Annotated in this window: 18 protein-coding genes; 7 read left to right on the forward strand and 11 right to left on the reverse strand. The window is 71.2% G+C overall.

The window, feature by feature from the left end:
* Positions 1 to 45: 45 nt before the first annotated feature.
* Together HMPREF3099_RS02940 and HMPREF3099_RS02945 are read right to left on the reverse strand one after the other, a co-directional pair.
* Complete coding sequence (locus HMPREF3099_RS02940; protein ID WP_070703791.1) at positions 46 to 663, reverse strand: GNAT family N-acetyltransferase; 618 nt, start codon at positions 661 to 663, stop codon at positions 46 to 48.
* Positions 660 to 1,895: a glycosyltransferase family 4 protein gene (locus tag HMPREF3099_RS02945; protein WP_070703793.1), complete on the reverse strand. Its 1,236-nt coding sequence runs from the start codon at positions 1,893 to 1,895 to the stop codon at positions 660 to 662. Before HMPREF3099_RS02945 ends, HMPREF3099_RS02940 begins: the two co-directional genes overlap by 4 nt.
* A gap of 84 nt (positions 1,896 to 1,979) precedes the next feature.
* Here HMPREF3099_RS02945 and HMPREF3099_RS02950 point away from each other — a divergent pair, with 84 nt between their 5' ends.
* The 7 genes from HMPREF3099_RS02950 (at position 1,980) to HMPREF3099_RS12265 (ending at position 7,502) form a co-directional block, all read left to right on the forward strand.
* Entirely contained in the window at positions 1,980 to 3,137 is a 1,158-nt protein-coding gene (locus tag HMPREF3099_RS02950; RefSeq protein ID WP_070703794.1) for a DegT/DnrJ/EryC1/StrS family aminotransferase, read from the forward strand.
* Complete coding sequence (locus HMPREF3099_RS02955) at positions 3,134 to 3,727, forward strand: sugar transferase (protein ID WP_070703796.1); 594 nt, start codon at positions 3,134 to 3,136, stop codon at positions 3,725 to 3,727. The genes HMPREF3099_RS02950 and HMPREF3099_RS02955 overlap by 4 nt, the downstream gene beginning before the upstream one ends.
* A gap of 112 nt (positions 3,728 to 3,839) precedes the next feature.
* Positions 3,840 to 4,505, forward strand: a complete 666-nt coding sequence (locus HMPREF3099_RS02960) for a sigma-70 family RNA polymerase sigma factor (RefSeq protein WP_070703797.1) — start codon at positions 3,840 to 3,842, stop codon at positions 4,503 to 4,505.
* A gap of 5 nt (positions 4,506 to 4,510) precedes the next feature.
* Positions 4,511 to 4,756 carry a mycothiol system anti-sigma-R factor gene (gene rsrA, locus HMPREF3099_RS02965; RefSeq protein ID WP_070703820.1) on the forward strand — a complete coding sequence of 82 codons (246 nt, stop codon included), beginning with the start codon at positions 4,511 to 4,513 and terminating at the stop codon, positions 4,754 to 4,756.
* Positions 4,757 to 4,905: 149 nt separating this feature from the next.
* Positions 4,906 to 5,106: a hypothetical protein gene (locus tag HMPREF3099_RS02970; RefSeq protein ID WP_070703798.1), complete on the forward strand. Its 201-nt coding sequence runs from the start codon at positions 4,906 to 4,908 to the stop codon at positions 5,104 to 5,106.
* A gap of 33 nt (positions 5,107 to 5,139) precedes the next feature.
* The gene (locus HMPREF3099_RS02975) at positions 5,140 to 6,369 is read left to right on the forward strand and encodes an HD-GYP domain-containing protein (RefSeq protein ID WP_070703800.1); all 1,230 of its coding nucleotides are present in this window, start codon (positions 5,140 to 5,142) and stop codon (positions 6,367 to 6,369) included.
* A gap of 53 nt (positions 6,370 to 6,422) precedes the next feature.
* On the forward strand, positions 6,423 to 7,502 hold the full coding sequence (locus HMPREF3099_RS12265; RefSeq protein ID WP_070703802.1) for an HD domain-containing phosphohydrolase: 1,080 nt from the start codon (positions 6,423 to 6,425) through the stop codon (positions 7,500 to 7,502).
* Positions 7,503 to 7,570: 68 nt separating this feature from the next.
* On the opposite strand, the gene sodN is transcribed toward HMPREF3099_RS12265, so the two are convergent.
* The 9 genes from sodN to HMPREF3099_RS03025 all read right to left on the reverse strand — a co-directional run bounded on the left by sodN (position 7,571) and on the right by HMPREF3099_RS03025 (position 18,807).
* Positions 7,571 to 7,981 (reverse strand): superoxide dismutase, Ni, encoded by a 411-nt coding sequence (sodN, locus tag HMPREF3099_RS02985; protein ID WP_070703803.1) that lies wholly within the window; start codon positions 7,979 to 7,981, stop codon positions 7,571 to 7,573.
* An 80-nt stretch (positions 7,982 to 8,061) separates the two neighbouring features.
* A complete protein-coding gene (locus tag HMPREF3099_RS02990; protein WP_070703805.1) occupies positions 8,062 to 9,969 on the reverse strand; it encodes a polysaccharide biosynthesis protein in 1,908 nt (635 codons plus the stop codon).
* A 149-nt stretch (positions 9,970 to 10,118) separates the two neighbouring features.
* Entirely contained in the window at positions 10,119 to 10,505 is a 387-nt protein-coding gene (locus tag HMPREF3099_RS02995) for a phosphomannose isomerase type II C-terminal cupin domain (RefSeq protein WP_070703807.1), read from the reverse strand.
* A gap of 116 nt (positions 10,506 to 10,621) precedes the next feature.
* On the reverse strand, positions 10,622 to 10,972 hold the full coding sequence (locus tag HMPREF3099_RS03000; protein WP_070703809.1) for a S24 family peptidase: 351 nt from the start codon (positions 10,970 to 10,972) through the stop codon (positions 10,622 to 10,624).
* On the reverse strand, positions 10,969 to 11,643 hold the full coding sequence (locus tag HMPREF3099_RS03005) for a GDSL-type esterase/lipase family protein (RefSeq protein ID WP_070703811.1): 675 nt from the start codon (positions 11,641 to 11,643) through the stop codon (positions 10,969 to 10,971). The genes HMPREF3099_RS03000 and HMPREF3099_RS03005 overlap by 4 nt, the downstream gene beginning before the upstream one ends.
* Before the next feature lie 93 nt (positions 11,644 to 11,736).
* Positions 11,737 to 12,897, reverse strand: a complete 1,161-nt coding sequence (locus HMPREF3099_RS03010) for a GNAT family N-acetyltransferase (RefSeq protein WP_083323440.1) — start codon at positions 12,895 to 12,897, stop codon at positions 11,737 to 11,739.
* 5 nt (positions 12,898 to 12,902) lie between these two features.
* Positions 12,903 to 16,772: a multifunctional oxoglutarate decarboxylase/oxoglutarate dehydrogenase thiamine pyrophosphate-binding subunit/dihydrolipoyllysine-residue succinyltransferase subunit gene (locus HMPREF3099_RS03015; RefSeq protein ID WP_070703812.1), complete on the reverse strand. Its 3,870-nt coding sequence runs from the start codon at positions 16,770 to 16,772 to the stop codon at positions 12,903 to 12,905.
* A 240-nt stretch (positions 16,773 to 17,012) separates the two neighbouring features.
* Entirely contained in the window at positions 17,013 to 17,828 is an 816-nt protein-coding gene (locus tag HMPREF3099_RS03020; protein WP_070703813.1) for an ABC-2 transporter permease, read from the reverse strand.
* Position 17,829: 1 nt separating this feature from the next.
* Positions 17,830 to 18,807 carry an ABC transporter ATP-binding protein gene (locus tag HMPREF3099_RS03025; RefSeq protein ID WP_070703815.1) on the reverse strand — a complete coding sequence of 326 codons (978 nt, stop codon included), beginning with the start codon at positions 18,805 to 18,807 and terminating at the stop codon, positions 17,830 to 17,832.
* Positions 18,808 to 18,981 lie beyond the last annotated feature (174 nt).

Raw genomic sequence — 18,981 nt, forward strand, 5'->3', positions numbered from 1 at the left:
ACCGGAGCGCCGGTGGTGCAGCGGGGGACCGCAGCGTGGGTGAGGTCACTCCGTGGGGACACCGAGCGGGGCCTCGTAGCGGTTCATCACACGGCCTTGGGCAGTGGTGTACGAGTCGTGCAGCGTCCAGCCCAGACGCTGGTAGAAGGCGTTGACGGCGTCGTTGCCCACGGCGTCCGTCGTGAGGAAGGCCCGGTCCACTCCGCGTGCACGGGCCTCCTCCACCCAGGCCACGGCGAGCTGCTTGCCCAGGCCCGAGCCCTTGACCGCCGGGCTCACGCAGATGGAGCTCAGCAGCGCGTGGGGGCCCTCGACGTCGGGGGAGTCACCGCGGTAGGCCACGGCTCGCACGAGGCGCGGCACGGCGCGGGGGTTGCCCAAGGCCGCGCGCGCGCTCGCGAGCACGAACCCAGCCAACCGCCGCCTCAGCAGGCGCTTGTAGAAACCGGCGGGTTCCGCGGTCCCGGTGACGGCTCCCACCGGTGCCCCCGCCTCGTCGCGCGCCACGAAGCAGATGGCGGTGTCGTCCTCGGCGTAGCCGGCGTAGAACTGCTCCAGGAAGGGTGTGCCCAGGGAGCTCAGGAAGAAGTCGGGGAACGCTTCGCGGTGCAGGCGGGCGAGCGCCGGGGCGTCGGCCCGGCGCAGCTCGGTGATCTCGGTCATCGGCGCTTCCTCTCGGCCGCTCGGGTGAGCAACTCCTCGTACTGGTCCAGGGCCACATCCACGCTGAAGTCCCGGTCATACACCGCCCGGGCGTGCTTGCCCAGGTCCGCGAGCGCTGGGCGCCCACGGCGGCACGCCTCGCGCAGGGCGTCCGCCACGGCCCCCGCGTCCCCCGGCCGGGCAGTGAAACCCAGCTGCTCCTCGGAGACCAGCTTGGCCAAGTCTCCCGGGGCACTGGCCAGCAGTGCCACACCGGCGGCCATCGAGGCCTGGGTCTTGCTCGGCATCGTGATGGGAGCCAGCCCGTCGTCGCTCAGGGAGATGTAGCTCAGGTCGGCGGTGGCCATGAGGTCGGGCATGCGTGCGGGGGCCAGACGGCCCAGGAAGCGCACCGACGGGAGATGGGCCGCAGCAGCCCGCAGGGTCTGCTCCGCGGTGCCCGACCCGGCCACCAGCAGCGTGACGGGCAGGTCAGCCACGCGGTCCATGGCCTCTATCAGGGTGTCCAGGCCCTGCGCCTCACCCAAGGTGCCCGCGTACACGAGCACCACCTCGGAGGGCTCGATGCCGAGTTCCTCGCGCATCGAGCGGCCAGAGCCCGGGGGCGTCACGTGGGGGGCCCACTTGGGGACGTAGGCGAGCTTCTCGCGCGGCACGCCCCGCCCCTCCAGCACGGCCCCCACGCCGGGGCTGATATAGACCACCGAGTCCGCGCTGCGGTACATCGCGCTGCACCATGCCTCGAGCAGTGCGCCGGCGGCCGAGTGGAGGGCCGCGCCCCCGCCCAGCCCCGCGGCCAGCATCGTGTCGGGCCACAGGTCCGCCACCTCGAGGACTGCGCGGGCGCCGGAGAGGCCTTGGGCCACCCACATGGGGAAGGCCGTGGTGATGGGGGAGTAGTTGATGTACAGGGCGTCAACGCCCCGAAGTGCCTGCGCGCCGAGCAGGGTGGCCGAGGCCGCGAACGAGCCGTAGTTCAGGATCCGCCGCGCGGCAGAGGCGTCGTGGCTGGCGTACAGCGGGGTGCGCACCACCTCGACCTCGTCGAGCTCCTCGCGGAACAGCGCCCGTTGCCGGTACCCCTCGGCGATCCGCCCGGTGGGGTAGTTCGGAAAGCCGGTGAGCACGGTCACCCGGTGCCCTCGCTCGACCAGGCCCCGTGCCAGGACCCCGGGGAGTGCTGCCGGACCCGGCTCCGGGTCGTACCACTGTGTGATGAATCCGACGTGCATGGGGCCTCCGGGACGGGGTGGTGGGCGTGGCTAGCATAAGAGCGCAGGGCGATGTCCCGCCTGCCCCCGACCTCAGGAGCCAGCGTGTCCGACTCGTTCATCCCCTTTGCCGTTCCCGACGTCGGTGAGGAGGAGGCGCAGGCGGCGGCTGAGGCCATCCGCTCCGGGTGGCTGACGACCGGCAAGGTGTCCAAGGCCTTCGAGGAGGAGTTCGCCGCGTACCTGGGTGACTCCGGTCTCCACGCCGTGGCCGTGAACTCCGCCACGGCGGGCCTCCACCTGGCCCTCGAGGCGATGGGGGTGGGCCCCGGCGACGAGGTGCTGGTGCCCACCTGGACCTTCACCGCCTCGGCCGAGGTGATCCGGTACCTCGGTGCCGACCCGGTGTTCGTGGACGTCGACCCGGTGACCCTCAACATCGACCTTGCGCTGGCCGAGAAGGCCGTCACCGAGCGCACCAAGGCGATCATCCCGGTGCACTTCGCCGGCTTGGCCGTCGACGCCCGCGAGCTGGCCGCGTTCGCCGAGCGGCACCGGGTCAAGGTCCTCGAGGACGCCGCGCACTCCCTGCCGGCGACCTCCCACGGTGAGGTGGTGGGGACCGGTGCCAGCGACGCGGTGGTCTTCTCGTTCTACGCCACCAAGACGATGACCACGGGCGAGGGCGGCATGATTGTCACCCGCGACGAGGCCCTGGCGAGGCGTGCGCGTGTCATGCGCCTTCACGGCATCAGCCGCGACGTCTTCGACCGCTACACCAGCAAGACCCCCTCGTGGCAGTACGAGATCGTCGCGCCGGGCTACAAGTACAACCTGACTGACGTCGCGGCCTCGATCGGCCGTGTGCAGCTGGCGAAGAGCGATGCCATGGCGGACCGGCGGGCCTCCCTCGGCGCGCGCTACGACGAGGCCCTCGCCGACCTCCCGCTCACCCTCCCTGCCCACTCCGCGGACGGGGACCGCCACGCGTGGCACCTCTACGTGCTGCGCATCGACGACTACGCCCCCGTGGACCGCAACACGTTCATCGAGCAGATGGCCGAGCGCGGCATCGGCACCAGCGTGCACTTCATCCCCCTGCACCGCATGCCCTACTGGCGCGACACCTACTCGCTCTCCGATGAGCAGTTCCCCATTGCCTCGCGCGAAGCCGAGAAGCACGTGAGCCTGCCGATCTTCTCCTCGATGACCGATGAGCAGGTCCAGCGCGTCATCACTGCGGTGCGCGAGGTTCTCGCGTGAACCCGCAGCGCGTCCTGGACGTCACGGCCTCCGCAGCGGGGCTCGTCGCGCTGGCACCGGTGATGGGCGTGGCCGCACTGGCGGTCAAGCTGGACTCGCCCGGGCCGGTCTTCTTCCGGCAGGCCCGCGTGGGCAAGGACGGACTGCCCTTCCGCATCCACAAGTTCCGCACCATGCGCTCGGACGTGGTGGGGGCGAATGTCTCCACCACCGGCGACGCCCGCATCACGCGGGTGGGGAAGGTGCTGCGCAAGTCCAAGATTGACGAGCTCCCCCAGCTCATCGACGTGCTGCGCGGCGACATGGCCTTGGTGGGGCCACGACCCGAGGTGCCCGAGTTCGTGCGCCAGTGGGACCCGGTGCGTCGCGAGGTGATCCTCTCCGTGCGGCCCGGCATCACGGACCCGGCCAGCATCGAACTGCGCAACGAGGCCGACGAGTTGGCCGATGTCGAGGACCCGCACCGTCACTACGTGGAGGTGCTGCTGCCCCGCAAGACCGCCATGTACGTGGACTACGTCCGCAACCGCAGCCTCGCCGGTGACGTCCGTCTCATCCTGCGCACCCTGGGGGTCGTCGCCACCTCCTGATCGGACCGGCCAGGGGAGGGTCCTCCCCGCTGCGCCGAGCGCGAACACCGACCCGCCGCGCGCCGAACCGACCTACGATGTCCCGGATGACGAGCCTCCAGGAGGGTCTGCGATGACGCCCACCACCCGCGAGAAGCCCGCCACGACCGCGGCCGGGTCGGCCGACGACGTCGTGGACGTGGCCACCGAGACCCCCGAGGAGCGGGCTGCCCGCTTCGAGCGGGAGGCCCTGCCGCACCTGGACCAGCTGTACAGCGCGGCACTGCGCACCACGCGCAACCCCTCGGACGCCGAGGACCTGGTGCAGGAGACCTACGCCAAGGCGTTCGCGGCGTTCCACCAGTACAAGCCGGGCACCAACCTCAAGGCGTGGATGTACCGCATCCTCACCAACACCTACATCAACAGCTACCGCAAGAAGCAGCGGCAGCCGCTGGAGTCCGACGCCGCGGAGGTGGAGGACTACCAGCTGGCGGCGGCGGAGTCGCACACGGCCAAGGGCCTGCGCTCGGCCGAGACCGAGGCGCTGGACCACATCGCCGACACCCAGGTGACCGAGGCGCTGGCGCAGCTGAGCGACGAGTTCCGCATGGCCGTCTACCTGGCCGACGTGGAGGGCTTCGCCTACAAGGAGATCGCCGAGATCATGGACACCCCCATCGGGACCGTGATGTCGCGTCTGCACCGCGGAAGAAAGCAGCTGCGCGAGGCGTTGGCCGAGTACGGAGCCGAACGCGGCTTCGGTCGGAAGTCCCAGGTCAAGGAGGTCTCGTCGTGAGCCGCATGTGTCACGAGTACCTCGAGAAGGTCTACGCCTACCTCGACGGGGAGATGTCCGACGCCGACTGCCGGGCCCTGCAGGCGCACCTCGAGTCGTGCCCGCCGTGCATGGCCGCCTACCAGCGTGACGCCCGCCTCAAGGAGCTCGTCCGCCGGTCCTGCGCCTGTGAGCCGGCACCCACCGAGTTGCGCGAGCGCATCGTCACCTACATCCACACGAGCGTGACGGTGGTGCGCCGTCAGGCCTGAGCGCCGGCTGAGTGTTCCGCCCGCGGCTGGGCGCCACCTGAGCCGATGGTAAAGATTTGCCCAAGAAGCCGGGTGGACCTTGGAGAAGGCTGGGAGCGGTGCACACACTGGGGGCACCCCCTCAACACTGCCCATCAAAGGAGATCCCGATGTTCATCGAGGCCATCACCGCCCTGTCCGACGCCGCCACGGTGGGTGCCCACGTGCTGAACACCTCCATCGAGCTCGTCCGGCCGGTGGCGAACACCTCCATCGAGCTCGACAGGGCTGCCCAGCTGGCGAACACCTCGATCGAGCTGGCCAACACCTCCATCGAGATCGTGGACAAGGCGCGAGACGTCATCGCCTGACACGATGTCCCGATGATTCGTCTCCTCGGGAGCATGGTGCCGACGGCATGTGCCGTCGGCACCATCACGTTGTGGAACGCCCCGCCGGTGGCGGGGCGTTGGTGGCCCATCGCGGTTCTGGCCGTCGTCGCCGCTGTCGCAGCCCACCGCTTCACCGCGGTGACGAGGTGGCTCGGCCTGGGGCAGTCCCTCATGGGGACCGTCCAAGCCCTCTCGTGGCTGGTGGCGGGCCCCTGGGTCGCCGTCGTCTCCAGCCTGTTCGTCCCGTTGGTCGCCCGTCGCAAGGACCCGGTGATCATCGCCTACAACGTGTCCACGTTCGTCATCATGAGCTGCGCCGGGTGGTGGGGATTCCACTGGGCCGGCGGCGACACGATGACGTCGGCGCAGGACGGCCTGCGTGACGTGGCCGTCCCCGTGGCCGTGGGTGCCTTGGCCCAGCTGCTCACCAACGTGCTGCTCATCATCCCCGGTCTGTCGGTGCTCCGGGGGCACCGGCTGCCCGCCCTCACGCGCGACGCCGTGACCGTGCTCCGAGCCGGCTGGGCCAACCAGGTGCTCGGCAGCGTGGTGCTCGCCCTGGCCACCTGGGGCATCCACCCGCGCGGCCTGGGCCTGCTCGTGGCAGCCGTGCCGCTCATGGTGCACATGGCCGTCCTCGGCACCATCCAGGAGGCCGAGACCGGCCAGACCCGTGCGCTGCGCACGCTGATCCGTGCGGCCAAGACCAGCGACCCCTACCTGGAGCCCCACGGGGCGCGGGTGGCCGAGTACGCCAAGGAGGTGGGGCGCCACCTCCGTCTGGGGCCGCACCAGATGGAGAGCCTCGACCTCGCCGCGCGGCTCCACGACATCGGCTTCGTGGCGCTGCCCCCGCAGGAGGGGGAGCGCGAGCCCGGCCACGGGGCACAGGGGGCCCGCATGGTGGAGGGCCTGCCCTTCCTGGACGCCGCGGCGCGCCTCATCCGGGACAGCCACGCACCGGTACCCGCTGGCGCAGGTGAGGGGGGTGATCCCCACCCGATCGAGCTGAGGGTGCTCCAGGTGGCCGACGCGGTGGACGCCCTGGTGACCCTGAGCCCAGCCGTCACCGTCGAGGAGATCTGCGCCGTGCTCGAGGCCGACCCGCAGCACTACGACGCGAGGGCCGTCGCGGGCCTGCGTGAGGCCCGGCCGGTGCTGCGCCCGCACGACCTCGCCATGGACCAGCTGCCGGAGTGGTGGCGGCACGACATCCCGACGGCCCTGCGGGGGCGGGCGTGAACGCGGCGGAAGGCGGCGCTTTCGCGCTGGCAGCAGTCCTAGCGGTCACCGTGATGGTGGCACGGCGCTGGCCCTTCCTCCTGCTGCCCATGTGGCTCGTGGCCCGGTCCGGCCAGATCGGTCTGGTGGGGCTCACCACCATCGCGATGGGCGGTGGGTGGCGCGGACTGGCCGTGTGCACCGCCGTGGCAGCGCTCTCCAGCCTGGCCTCCTTCGCCCTCTCGCGCCGGTCGTACCCGGGTGAGTCCGTGGCCGTCGACGCCGTGTGGTGGTTCGTGGTCTCTGCGCTCACCGGGGCGTTCGTGACCGTGTTCGCCGTGCTCCCGGTGGCCCAGGGCTGGCTCTCGGTGAGCGTGGCCCTGCTGGCCGGTGCCGGACTCCTGGTGGAGCTCATGGCGGGGCTCGGGTCCACCCGCCGCCGAGGGCCGCGGGCGATCCGCCCGGCCGAGGCCTTCGCCACGCTCAGCATGGCGGCCACCGCCGCGGCCCTCGTCTCCGGCGTGCCACCGATCGGGTGGTGGTTCGCGCCGCTCGCCCTGGCACCCCTGCTCAACATCGCGGTCGCCCTGCAGGGGCGCCACCGGTCGCTGGCCGTGGCGCAGGAGACCGTCACCGCCCTCTCGCGCCTGCCCGATGTGGCCGGCTACACGCCCACCGGCCACGGTCAGCGGGTGGCCGACGTGGCGGTGCGCATCGGGCGGGAGATGGGGCTGACCGACTCGGACCTGGAGCAGCTGCGCCTGGCCGGCCTCATCCACGACGTGGGTCTGGTCTCGTTGAGCACGCGCATCACCGACGGCAGCACCAGCCTGCTCGCCCCCCTGGACCAGCAGCGCATCGCCGCCCGCTCGGCGGAGATCGCCGCCGAGCTCCCGGCCGACGCAGCCGTCATCGACGCCCTCCGCCACCAGGCGCACGCCTTCATCGACCACGTCACCTACCGTGCTGACGTGCCCCGTGCGGCACGGATCCTCAAGGTGGCCAACGCCGTGGACGACTACTCCGCGGGCCAGCGCACCCAGGAGGCCGTGCGACGCACGCTCTCGCGCATCTCGATGCAGCAGGGGTACGAGTTCGACCCGGAGATCGTGGCGGTCGCCCGGCACGTGCTGCGGGGCATGCGGCAGGCCTGAAGGAGACCTGCACGCGCCGAGGGCGCCACCGGTCACCGGTGACGCCCTCGGGCAGGGGAGGAAGGGGCTCAGGCCTCCTTCTTGGTCTCCCAGAAGATCTCGGCGATCTCGTCGATCTTGGCCAGCAGCTGGTCGGCCACCTCGGCGTCCAGGGCGCCCTTGGCACCCGAGGCGCCGGCGAGCTTCGTGGCCTCGTTCACCAGCTGGTGCAGCTGCGGGTACTTCTCGAAGTGCGGCGGCTTGAAGTAGTCGGTCCACAGCACCCAGAGGTGGTGCTTCACGAGCTCGGCGCGCTGCTCCTTGATGATGATGGCGCGGGTGCGGAAGTCGGCGTCACCGGCCTTCTCACCGTCGACCTTGGCGATGATGCCCTTGATGGACTCGGCCTCGATGCGGGCCTGGGCGGGGTCGTAGACGCCGCAGGGGAGGTCGCAGTGGGCGCTGACCTCGAGGGTGGGGGCGACAAAGCGGGAGAACATGTCACAACCTTTCGCGGGAGTGTTCGTCGCTGCCCACGCTAGTACGTGGGCAGCGACACCGCGACGGGTGGGGTCGCGCCTCAGAGGTCGCGGGCGGGGTGGGCGCCCTCCTGCTCGGGGTGCGTGCGCGCATCGCCGAGGACCGCGTTGCTCTGCGTGTCGTCGCTGCGGCGGACCTCGAGGTCGAAGGTGGCCTCGCGGTCCATGTAGGCGCGGGCGGCCTCCGCGTCCTGGAAGACCATGTCGCGCACCACGTCGCGGTCGAGCAGCGGGACGTCCACGGCCGAGACCAGCTCGTGGCCGGTCACGCGGGCGTCGTCACCCGGCTTGAAGAGCTCCTCGCTCATCTTCTCGCCCGGGCGCAGGCCGGTGTAGGTGATCTCGACGTCGCGCTTGCCCGACATGGCGATGAGGCGCTTGGCCACGTCCACGATCTTCACCGGGGTGCCCATGTCGAGCACCATCACCTCGCCGTCGTGCCCGATGGCGGCGGCCTGCATCACCAGCTGGCAGGCCTCGGGGATGAGCATGAAGTAGCGCTCCACGTCCGGGTGGGTGACCGTCACCGGACCGCCCTTGCGGATCTGGGCGGTGAAGGCCGGGATCACCGAGCCGCGGGACCCGAGCACGTTGCCGAAGCGCACCGAGACGTAGCGGCCGGGCTCCTTGCCGGCGAAGTCGCTCGTGATGCGCTCGGCCAGCCGCTTGGAGTAGCCGAGAACGCTGGTGGGGTTGGCGGCCTTGTCCGTGGAGACGTTGACGAAGGTCTGCACACCCGCGGCGCTCGCGGCCGTGAGCACGTTGTGGGTGCCCATCACGTTGGTCAGCCACGCCTCGTGCGGGTAGGCCTCCAGCAGCGGGAGGTGCTTGAGTGCCGCGGCGTGGAAGACGACCTCCGGACGGTGCTTCTGGAAGACCGCGTGCAGGCCCTGCAAGTCGCGGATGTCCGCCAGCACCAGGTCGTCGGAGTCGAGCAGGCCGTGGCCGACAAGGCTCATGGAGGTGGCCTGCAGGGAGGACTCGTCGCGCTCGAGCAGCAGCAGCTTGGCCGGCTTGAACTTGGAGATCTGGCGGGCCAGCTCGGAGCCGATGGAGCCGCCGGCGCCGGTCACCAGCACCACCTTGCCCGAGAGCTCGGCGGAGATGGCGGCCTGGTCCAGCTCGATGGGGCGGCGGCCCAGCAGGTCGGCGAGGTTGATGTCGCGCAGGTCGGAGACCTGCGGGCGCCCGTCGGCGATGCTGGCCACCGGGGGCAGCACCATCGTGCGCAGACCGGCCTCGTCGCCCAGCTCCGTGAGCGTGCGGAGGAGCCCGGACTCGGCATTCGGCAGGGCGACGATGAGGTGCGTGGCGTCGTACTTCTCGGCGAGGGCCTTGATGTCCCGCCGCGTGCCGCGGACGCGCACGCCGTCGATCCGGAGCTTCGCCTTGCTCGGGGCATCGTCCACGAAGCCGACGGGCGTGTAGGCGGCCTTGGGGTCCTCGACGATCGACCGGACCAGCTGCCGGCCGGCGGAGCCGGCGCCGAAGATCAGGGCCCGGTGCTCGCGGTCGGCGGATGCGGCCTGGCGCGTGGTCCGCGCACGCAGCACGAAGCGGGCGGCGAGCATGCCGGCCAGAGCCACGAGTCCCGCGATGAGCGGGACGCTGCGGGGGACGCCCACGCCCGGGGTGACGATCTCGATGACGAGGAGGACCGCCATGGTGATGAGGGTGACGCGGCCGAGGTCGGCGACCTCCTCGAACGAGCCCCGCTGGTGGCCCACCGCGTAGGGGCCCACGAAGAGCCCGAAGGCGGTGTGGACCAGGGCGGCCAGTACGGCCATGCCGAGGGTTCCCAGCACGTAGGCGTCACCGATCGAGAAGTCGAAGCGCAGCGCGGTGGCGGCCCAGATGGCCACGAACCAGACCAGTGCGTCGATCCCGGCCCACGTCAGCCGGACCGCGCGGTCCCGGGTCGTCTGGTCACGGCGCAAATCGTTCGGCACGGTCTCCCTCTCGTCGGTGGTGGGTGGTCCCCATGGGGACCACCCCGAACATAGCCGACGGGTGGTGGGGTGACCTACGACGTGGACCACGGCGTACGTCACATGACGAATCCCCGCCGGCGGCGGCGAGGGCGGGAAGGGAGGCGGCCTCAGCCGCGGGAGTAGTCGTCCTCCAGGCGCTCGATGTCGCCCTCGTCGAAGGTGCCGAAGGCCACCTCGAGCACCTGTGCGTCCTGCGTGCCCGGGTTGCCCAGGCGGTGGGTGGCGCCGCGGGGGATCCAGACGCGGCCGCCGGCCTCCACCGTGGCGGTCTCGTCGCCCACCTGCGCGGTCACGGGGCCGTGGGTCACCACCCAGAGCTCGTCGCGGTGCTCGTGCACCTGCAGCGAGAGCCGCTGGCCCGGCAGCACGGTGATGAGCTTCACCGTGGACTGCTCGTTGTGGGTGAACTGCTCGAACCGACCCCAGGGGCGGGAGTCCTCCACCACCTCGGCGCGGGGGTCGCGGCGGGCGGCGTCGGTGGTGTCCTGCTGCACGGGTCTGCTCCTGCTCGTGGGGGTGGAGGGGACGTCACGGGTCCTCCGGCGGTGCGGTCCGACCATCGGGGCCGATCCACCACAGAGGGGGCCCCAGCGTAACCGGCGGAACCGGCTCAGGCCCTCCGTCGGCGGTGTGAGGCGGGACGGCGCCGTCGGGGGAGGCGGGCCAGGACGACGGCCACCACCGCACCGGCCGCGACCGGGCCGAAGGTGCGCGAGTCCGTCCCGGCACCCGGGTTGTCGCTGGCGAGCCACCAGCGGACGTCGCCGTCCACCACTCGGCGGTGGGTGGCGCGCTTCACCCCCATCGGGCGGGGGCCGGCCGGGCCGGGCGGGAGCTGGGCGACCACGAGCCGGCCGGGGCGGGGTCGCGCCCCGTGGAGCACGAGGAGCCGGTCCCCCTCCCGGAGGACCGGCTCCATCGAGCGGCCGGAGACACGCGCCAGGCCGATGCGGGGACTCACTCGCCCAGACGCATCCAGCGGTGCCAGCCACCGTTGAGCACGAGCCAGGCGAGCAGGCCGTAGCCGGTGCGGCCGGGGTTGCGGCCGTCGCCGGCGAGCATCTCGGCCTCCCACTGCTGGTGGCCCAGCAGCGGGGTGAAGCAGTCCACGAACGGCACGCCACGGCGGGCGCACACGTCGGCCTGCGCGTCCACGATGGCGCGCAGCTTCTCGTTGGCCACCGCGTCCACCACCGGGGTGGGGGACACCACAAAGGTGGCGATGCCGTGCGTGGCCGCGTCGTCGAGCATGTTGGCCACGTTGAGGCGCGAGCGGGCGGTGGTCAGCGCGGCCTCCGGGTCCCCGGCACCGACGCCGATGACCAGACGGCGCTCGTTGCGCTGCTCCCAGCGCGGGTCGCACTCGGTGCGCCAACGGACCAGGAGGTGGGCGGAGGTGGCACCCACGACGCCCAGGTTGTAGGCGGCCAGGTCCACGTGCTCCAGGGGGGTGCGGGCCATCACGCGGCCGACCCAGCCCAGGGCCCGCTCGTCGCCGTAGCCGGCCACCGACCCGTCGCCCACGAAGCACAGCCCGATGCGCCGCTGGCCCTCGCTCACCTGGAACTGCTGCTTGCTGTCGAAGGTGGGGCGGGTGCTGTCACTGGGATAGGTGGGGCGGGTGTCGGTCACGCCGGCTCCTTGGGATTCGTGGGTGGGTGCGTGGGGGAACCTACCGGTCCGGCGCACATCATCGCGTGCGCCGGACCGTGGTGTCGACGCCTCTCAGCCCTGCGGGACCTGCAGGGTGGCGTGCCAGGTGTCGGTGGAGTACTTGGTGCGCCACCCCATGGCCGAGTAGATCTCGTGTGCGTTGGTGGGGGAGCTCGCGTCGACCTCCAGGTCCACGAACTGGCGCCCGCGCTCGGCGGCGTCGCGGATCACGGCGTGCAGGAGGCCCTTGGCCGCGCCGCGGCCGCGGGCGGCGCGCGTCACGCCGAGGTACTCCACGTAGCTGCCCACCGCCTCCGGGACGGCCTGCTGGAGGCCCTCCTCGGCGCGGCGCAACTGCTCGTCGAGCGGCCCGTCGTCGAGCACCGCGGCGGCGATGACGGCCCCGGCGGGGGTGCCGTCCTCCTCGAGCTCGGCGATCCACCAGTGGTCCCACCGGTGGGCGCGGTCCTCACGCAGCCGGCTCACGAACTCCAGGAAGGGCTCGGGCTGGCTGTTGAAGTGGTCGCGGAAGGAGTCCTCCAGCGTCTGGTGCACCTGGCGCAGGTCGTCCTCGTTGGGCAGGCGGCCCGAGGTGTTCTGGTCGACCATGCGGATGACCAGCCCGTCCTTCGGCGCACCGAGCGTCTCCACGTCGGCCTCCGAGGGGTCCACCGGGCGACGCATCTGCCACCACGTGCGCGTGTGCTCGAAGCCCACCTCGGCGAGGCGCTCACGGGTGAACGTGTCCGCCTCGTAGGGGCTGGCGTCCAGCGTCGTCTCCTGCACGCCGCGGCGCCACGCGATGCGGATCGCCGCCGCGCGGCCCCAGGCGAACAGGGCCTTCCAGACCTGTACCGGGTCCACGCCCTCGACCTCCCCGGCCACGAGCCGGGGGTCGAGGTAGACGTCGAGCATCACGCGGTGCACGGCGCGGTCGTGGACGTTGACCCAGCCCCGCACCTCGCCCTCGGCGTCCTGGGCGATGCGGTGGAAGCGGAACTCCGCACCACGGCCCAGGACGCGGTCGTCGACGTCCACCCAGGCGGTGCTGGCCTTGCCCAGCACCGCCTCCTGGTGAGCGGCGAGCAGCCGGGTCATGGCCGGCGTCTCGGCCGAGACCGGCTTGCGCAGGTGCCAGCCGGTGGGCAACTGGTCCTCGCCGTCCACCACGTCGTCGGTGATGTCCAGCGAGAGGGCCAGCTCGCGGTGGTAGCGCTCGCGGAAGGCGTCCACGGGGCTCACTCCTCGAAAGCGCGGCGGATCAGGTCCGCCTGCTCGTTCTTGTGCTTGGAGCCCACGCCGGTGGCCGGGGAGGCCGAGGCCGGACGGGCCACCGGGCGGATCTCGCGCTCCTCACCGTGCTCCGCGAGGGCGCCCGGCAGGTTGACCTTCATGTACGGCCACGCGCCCTGGTTGAACGGCTCGTCCTGCACCCACACCAGCTCGGCGTCGGGGTACTGCGCCAGCTCCTGCGCCAGCTCCTCGGCCGGCAGCGGGGCGAGCTGCTCCACGCGCACGATGGCCACGTCCTTCGCGCCACGCTTGTCGCGCTCGGCGGCCAGGTCGTAGAACACGCGGCTGGAGCACACCAGCACCCGCTTGACGGCCTGGGCGTCCGGCTGGGCCGGGTCACCGAGCACCGGCTGGAACCGGCCCTCGGTGAAGTCCTTCACCGGGCTCACGGCGGCCTTCACGCGCAGCAGCTGCTTGGGCGTGAACACCACCAGCGGGCGGCCGGGCTCGCTCTCGGCCTGCTTGCGCAGCAGGTGGAAGTGGTTGGCCGGCGTGGACGGGTAGGCCACGGTCATGTTGTTCTCGGCCACCAGCGTCAGGAAGCGCTCGATGCGGGCCGAGGAGTGGTCCGGGCCCTGGCCCTCGTAGCCGTGCGGCAGCAGCAGCACCACGCGGGAGCGCTGGTTCCACTTCTGCTCCGAGGAGGCGATGAACTCGTCGATGATCGTCTGGGCGCCGTCGACGAAGTCGCCGAACTGGGCCTCCCAGAGCACGAGGGCCTCGTCGTCCTCCACCGCGTAGCCGTACTCGAAGCCGAGCACCGCGTACTCGCTCAGGAGCGAGTCGTAGACGTCGAAACGACCCTGGTCCTCGCTGATATGACGCAGCGGGGTCCACTCGTCGGCGGTCACGTTGTCCACCATCACGGCGTGGCGCTGGGTGAACGTGCCGCGGCGGACGTCCTGGCCGGACATGCGCACGTCACGGCCACCGGCCAGCGTGGCACCGAAGGCGAGCAACTCGCCCATGCCCCAGTCGATGTCGCCCTCGGTGGTCATCGCGGTGCGGCGCTCGAGCAGCTTGCCGAGCTTGGGGTGCACGGTGAAGCCCTCGGGCACGTCGGAGAAGACCTCGCCGAGCCGCTTCAGCAGCTCCGGCTCGATGGAGGTGTCGAGGGGGGAGTCCCACCCGTGCTCCACCTGCTCCTGGTCCTTCTGGCCGGCGTTGCCGTTGGCCGCGTTCTCCTTGAGGGCCTGCTTGGTCTCGGTGAAGACCGACTCCAGCTTCTGCTGGTAGTCCTGCAGCATCGCCTTGGCGTCGTCCTCGGAGATGTCGCCACGGCCCAGCAGGGAGTCCTGGTAGATCTTGCGCACGGAGCGCTTGTTGTTCACCAGGTTGTACATCTGCGGCTGCGTCATCGAGGGGTCGTCGCCCTCGTTGTGACCACGGCGGCGGTAGCAGACCAGGTCCACCACGACGTCCTTGTGGAAGGCCTCGCGGTAGGCGAAGGCCAGCTCGGCCACGCGGGCGCAGGCCTCGGGGTCGTCGCCGTTCACGTGGAACACCGGCGCCTCGATCATCTTGGCCACGTCGGTGGAGTAGCGCGCGGTGCGGCCCTCCAGCGGCGAGGTGGTGAAGCCCACCTGGTTGTTGACCACGATGTGGATGGTGCCGCCGGTCTTGTAGCCGGCCAGGCCGCTCATCTGCAGGGTCTCGGCCACGACGCCCTGGCCCGCGTAGGCCGCGTCACCGTGCAGCAGGATCGGCAGCACCGGGTACTCGCCGTCCTGCGTGGCCACGCGGTCCTGCTTGGCGCGGGCGATGCCCTCGAGCACCGGGTTCACGGCCTCCAGGTGCGAGGGGTTGGCGGCCAGGTAGACGCCCACCTCGTTGCCCTCGTCGTCGCTGTAGGTGCCCGAGGTGCCCAGGTGGTACTTCACGTCGCCCGAGCCGTGGGCCGAGCCGGACTCGCCCTCGAACTCGCGGAAGATCTGGGCGTAGGACTTGCCGGCGATGTTGGCCAGCACGTTGAGGCGGCCACGGTGCGGCATGCCGATGCACACCTCGGAGAGGCCGTTCACGGCGGCGTCGCGCAGGATGATGTCCAGCATCGCGATGACGGACTCGCCACCCTCGAGGCTGAAGCGCTTCTGGCCCACGAACTTGGTCTGCAGGAAGGTCTCGAAGGCCTCGGCGGCGTTCAGGCGGCCCAGCAGGTTGAGCTGCTCCTCGCGGTCCGGCTTCTCGAACGGCTGCTCCAGCTGCTCCTGCATCCAGCGGCGCTGCACCGGGTCGGAGATGTACATGTACTCCACGCCGATGGTGCGGCAGTAGGAGTCGCGCAGGATGCCCAGGATGTCGCGCAGCGGCAGGCGGGCGGAGCCGCCGAAGCCGTTGGTGGCGAAGGTGCGGTCCAGGTCCCACAGGGTCAGGCCGTGGGTGTTGATGTCCAGGTCGGGGTGGCGCCGCAGGGTGTACTCCAGCGGGTCGGTGTCGGCCATGAGGTGGCCGCGCTCCCGGTAGGCCTGGATGAGCGCCTGCACGCGGGCGTCCTTGGAGAGGTCGTCCTCGTGCACCGCGGCGATGTCCGGGGTCCAGCGCACCGGCTCGTAGGGGATGCGCAGGGACTGGAAGATCTCGTCGTAGAAACCCTCCTCGCCCAGCAGGTAGCCGTGCACCAGCTTGAGGAACTCGCCGGAGGCCGCACCCTGGATGACGCGGTGGTCGTAGGTGGAGGTCAGCGTGAGGATCTTGCTGACGGCGTCCTTGGCGATGCGCTCGGGGGCCATGCCCTGGAACTCGGCCGGGTAGTCCAGCGAGCCCACGCCGATGATGGCCGACTGGCCGGACATGAGGCGCGGCACGGAGTGGTTGGTGCCGATGCCGCCGGGGTTGGTCAGAGACATCGTGGTGCCGGTGAGGTCGCTGACGTCGAGCTTGTTGTCGCGGGCCTTGGCCACCATCGCGTCGTAGGCGAACCAGAACTGGGTGAAGTCCATCTGGTCGGCGTTCTTGATGCTCGGCACGAGCAGCGTGCGGCTGCCGTCCGGCTTCTTCATGTCGATGGCGATGCCGAGGTTGAGGGTGCCCGGGTCGGTGACGGTGGGCTTGCCCTTCTCGTCCGTGCCGTACAGGAAGTTCATGTCCGGCATCGCGCGCACGGCCTTGACCAGGGCGTACCCGATGAGGTGGGTGAAGCTGATCTTTCCACCGCGGTTGCGGGCCAGGTGGCCGTTGATGACGATGCGGTTGTCGATCAGGGCCTTCGCGGGCACGGCGCGCACGGAGGTGGCCGTGGGCACCTCGCGGGAGGCGTCCATCGCCTTGACGATGGCGGCCGCGGTGCCCTTGATCTTCTCGGTCTTCGCCTCGACCTCGCCCTGCACGTCACGCGGGCCGGGCATGTCGCGGCTCAGCGGGCGGCGGCGCGGCGGGATGAGGCCCTCGGCCGGCGCGGTGTCCTCGCGCAGCACGGTCGAGCGCTTCTGCGACGGGACGACCTTCTCGGCCGGAGCGCGGCGCACCTTGGCCGGACGCTCGGGGGCCTCGTCGGAGGTCGGGTCGGCGGCCGCGGCCTTCACCGGGTCGACCGGCTTCTCGCCGGTCGCGTCCTTGCCAGCCTTCTCGGCCCGCGCGCGCTCCTTGGCCTGCTCGGCCGGGGCGGAGTCGCTGCCGGTGGCCTTCGGGGAGGACTTCTTCGTGGCGGAACCAGCCTGCGGGGCGTCGCCGCCCTCGGGGCTCCAGGTGGCGAAGAGCTCCTGCCACTCGGTGCCCACCGAGTCAGGATCCTCACGCCACTGGTCGTACATGTCCTCCACGAGCCAGTCGTTGGCCCCAAAGGTGGCCTGGGCGTCGGAGGAGTGGTTCTGGGCCACGGTGGATGCGCCTTCTTCCCTGCACTCGAGGTCACGAACGCCGTCCGGCACCCGGGATCAGGGCACCGCGCACGGCACTGCTGGGCACCAGCCTAATGCGTGGCCCCGACGCGGGGTGAAGGCGGGCCGCGTGGTCTGGAGCACGTCCCGGGCGCGCCTCGGGCGGGTGGCGACCACGAGGGTCGTCCACCCGCCCGAGGCGGTGTCGTGCGGCTCATGGGCAGCCGCCGAAGGGTGGTGTCAGTCGACGTCCTTGCGTGCGCGGCGGAGACCACCCAGCAGGAGTGCCACGGCGGCGTAGGCCGCGAGCGCCAACCCGCCGGCCCACGGCTCCAGCGGATCCCACACGCCGCCGGCATCGCTGCGCGTCAGCGCACCGGTGACCGGGCCCGGCAGGTAGCGCGCGACGTCACCCACCCAGTCGAAGGCGAAGGCGAGTCCGGCGATCACGTTGTCGCCGATGAGGGTGGCCACAAAACCGATGATCACCGTCGCCAGCGTGCTGTTGGTGAGGAGTGCCAGCCCCAGGCCGAGCAGCGCCCAGAGGACGTGCGCCACCACGAAGGTGCCGAGTGTCACGGCGAGCTGGGCCGGCTCCGGGAAGGGCTCGAGGGCGTCGAAGACCCCCGTCAGCGCCGCGCCGAACCCGACGGCCACCACGAGGTGGGTGAGACCGGTCAGGAGCGCGACGACGATGGCGGCGACCACCTTTCCACCGAGCACCGACCAGCGGCGCGGGACGGCGGTGAAGGTGGCGGTCCACGTCTTGTGGGCGGTCTCGTTGCCGGCCACCAGAGCGCCGCCGGTGAAGGCCAGCAGGTAGCCGAACATCAGAGGGGAGCGGTAGACGCTCTCGATCATGGTGCGCGGGTCGTCGAGACCCGGGATCTGCCCGGAGTTGCGCGCCTCCTCCAGAGCAGGATCGCTCAGGAGGGAGTCGTACTGCCAGGCGTTCAGCGCCACGATCCCGGCGGCGACGACCGCCAGGATCAGGCACAGGACCCACCACCACTTCAGGGTGAAGACCTTGCGGAGCTCGGAGTTGATGGTTCCCATGTCAGACCTCCGTGTTCCGGTTGCCGTGCTGGTCGGTGAGCTTCACGAACATGTCCTCCAGGCTGCTGCTGGCGGCGGACAGTCCGTGGATGGGCTGGCCCGCGGCGAGCGCGGTGTCACCGATGAGGACGGCGTCGCCCGACTCCACGTCCAGGGTGGTGGGGCCGGTGACGGTCGCACGCACGCCCCGCTCGGCCAGCACCCGGGCGAGCGCCTCGGCATCGCGGGTGACCACGTGGGTGCCGGAGTCGGTGTCCAGGCTCGCGAGGGACCCGGAGGTGACCATGCGCCCGTTGGCGATGATGACCACGTCGTCCACCGTCTGCTGCACCTCGCTGAGCATGTGCGAGCTGATGAGCACCGTCTTGCCCTGCTCGTGGGCCATGTGACGCAGGAAGTCGCGGAGCCAGCGGATGCCCTGCGGGTCCAGGCCGTTGGCCGGCTCGTCCATGACGAGCACCTTGGGGTCTCCCAGCAGGGTGACGCCGAGGCCAAGGCGCTGACGCATGCCCATGGAGTAGCCGCCCACCTTCTTGCGGCTGGCCGCCGGGATGCCGACGAGCTCGATGATCTCGTCCACCCGGGAGTCCGGGATGCCGTGGGTGGCGGCGATGGTGCGCAGGTGGTTGCGGCCGGAACGGGCGGGGTGGAAACCGGTGGCCTCGAGGGCGGCACCCACCGTGTGCAGCGGGCGCGCCAGGTCCTTGTAGTCGTGGCCGTCGATGGTCGCGGTGCCCGAGGTCTTGCTGATCAGGCCGAGCAGCATGCGCAGGGTGGTCGTCTTGCCGGCGCCGTTGGGGCCGAGGAAGCCGGTGATGCGGCCGGGCTCGACGGTGAAGCTCAGGTCGTCCACGGCCTTGAAGCTGCCGTAGTGCTTGGAGAGGTTGCGGACCTCCACGCGGGCGCCGCGGGCGTCGCCGGCGGCACCGCGGCCCGTGGGCTGCGGCGTGGGGCCGTCCGTCTGCAGGGCAGTGCTCATGTCACCTCCTGGTGGGTGGGGCCCGGTCCGTCCGGGCCGTTGGATCGTTGGGTGGACCCATTCCATCACCGCCCTGGGGTGGAGGCGGGTGAACCGCAGGACGGCATCGCGTGACATCCGTCATCCCGGAGAGGGAGACCCGCCCCCCCTCCCCTCGTTGAGTCGTCGTTCGTC

Origin of the sequence: Kytococcus sp. HMSC28H12 (genome assembly GCF_001816045.1) — a bacterium.
In the GTDB taxonomy this organism is placed as follows: Bacteria; Actinomycetota; Actinomycetes; order Actinomycetales; family Dermatophilaceae; genus Kytococcus; species Kytococcus schroeteri.

What these genes read in the sequence shown, in the direction of transcription:
- HMPREF3099_RS03025 (WP_070703815.1), bottom strand. Translation starts at nt 18,807, where the DNA reads ATGAGCACTGCCCTGCAGACGGACGGCCCCACGCCGCAGCCCACGGGC.
- HMPREF3099_RS02945 (WP_070703793.1), bottom strand. Translation starts at nt 1,895, where the DNA reads ATGCACGTCGGATTCATCACACAGTGGTACGACCCGGAGCCGGGTCCG.
- HMPREF3099_RS02970 (WP_070703798.1), top strand. Translation starts at nt 4,906, where the DNA reads ATGTTCATCGAGGCCATCACCGCCCTGTCCGACGCCGCCACGGTGGGT.
- HMPREF3099_RS02960 (WP_070703797.1), top strand. Translation starts at nt 3,840, where the DNA reads ATGACGCCCACCACCCGCGAGAAGCCCGCCACGACCGCGGCCGGGTCG.
- rsrA (WP_070703820.1), top strand. Translation starts at nt 4,511, where the DNA reads ATGTGTCACGAGTACCTCGAGAAGGTCTACGCCTACCTCGACGGGGAG.
- HMPREF3099_RS02940 (WP_070703791.1), bottom strand. Translation starts at nt 663, where the DNA reads ATGACCGAGATCACCGAGCTGCGCCGGGCCGACGCCCCGGCGCTCGCC.
- sodN (WP_070703803.1), bottom strand. Translation starts at nt 7,981, where the DNA reads ATGTTCTCCCGCTTTGTCGCCCCCACCCTCGAGGTCAGCGCCCACTGC.
- HMPREF3099_RS03020 (WP_070703813.1), bottom strand. Translation starts at nt 17,828, where the DNA reads ATGGGAACCATCAACTCCGAGCTCCGCAAGGTCTTCACCCTGAAGTGG.
- HMPREF3099_RS12265 (WP_070703802.1), top strand. Translation starts at nt 6,423, where the DNA reads ATGGTGGCACGGCGCTGGCCCTTCCTCCTGCTGCCCATGTGGCTCGTG.
- HMPREF3099_RS02975 (WP_070703800.1), top strand. Translation starts at nt 5,140, where the DNA reads ATGGTGCCGACGGCATGTGCCGTCGGCACCATCACGTTGTGGAACGCC.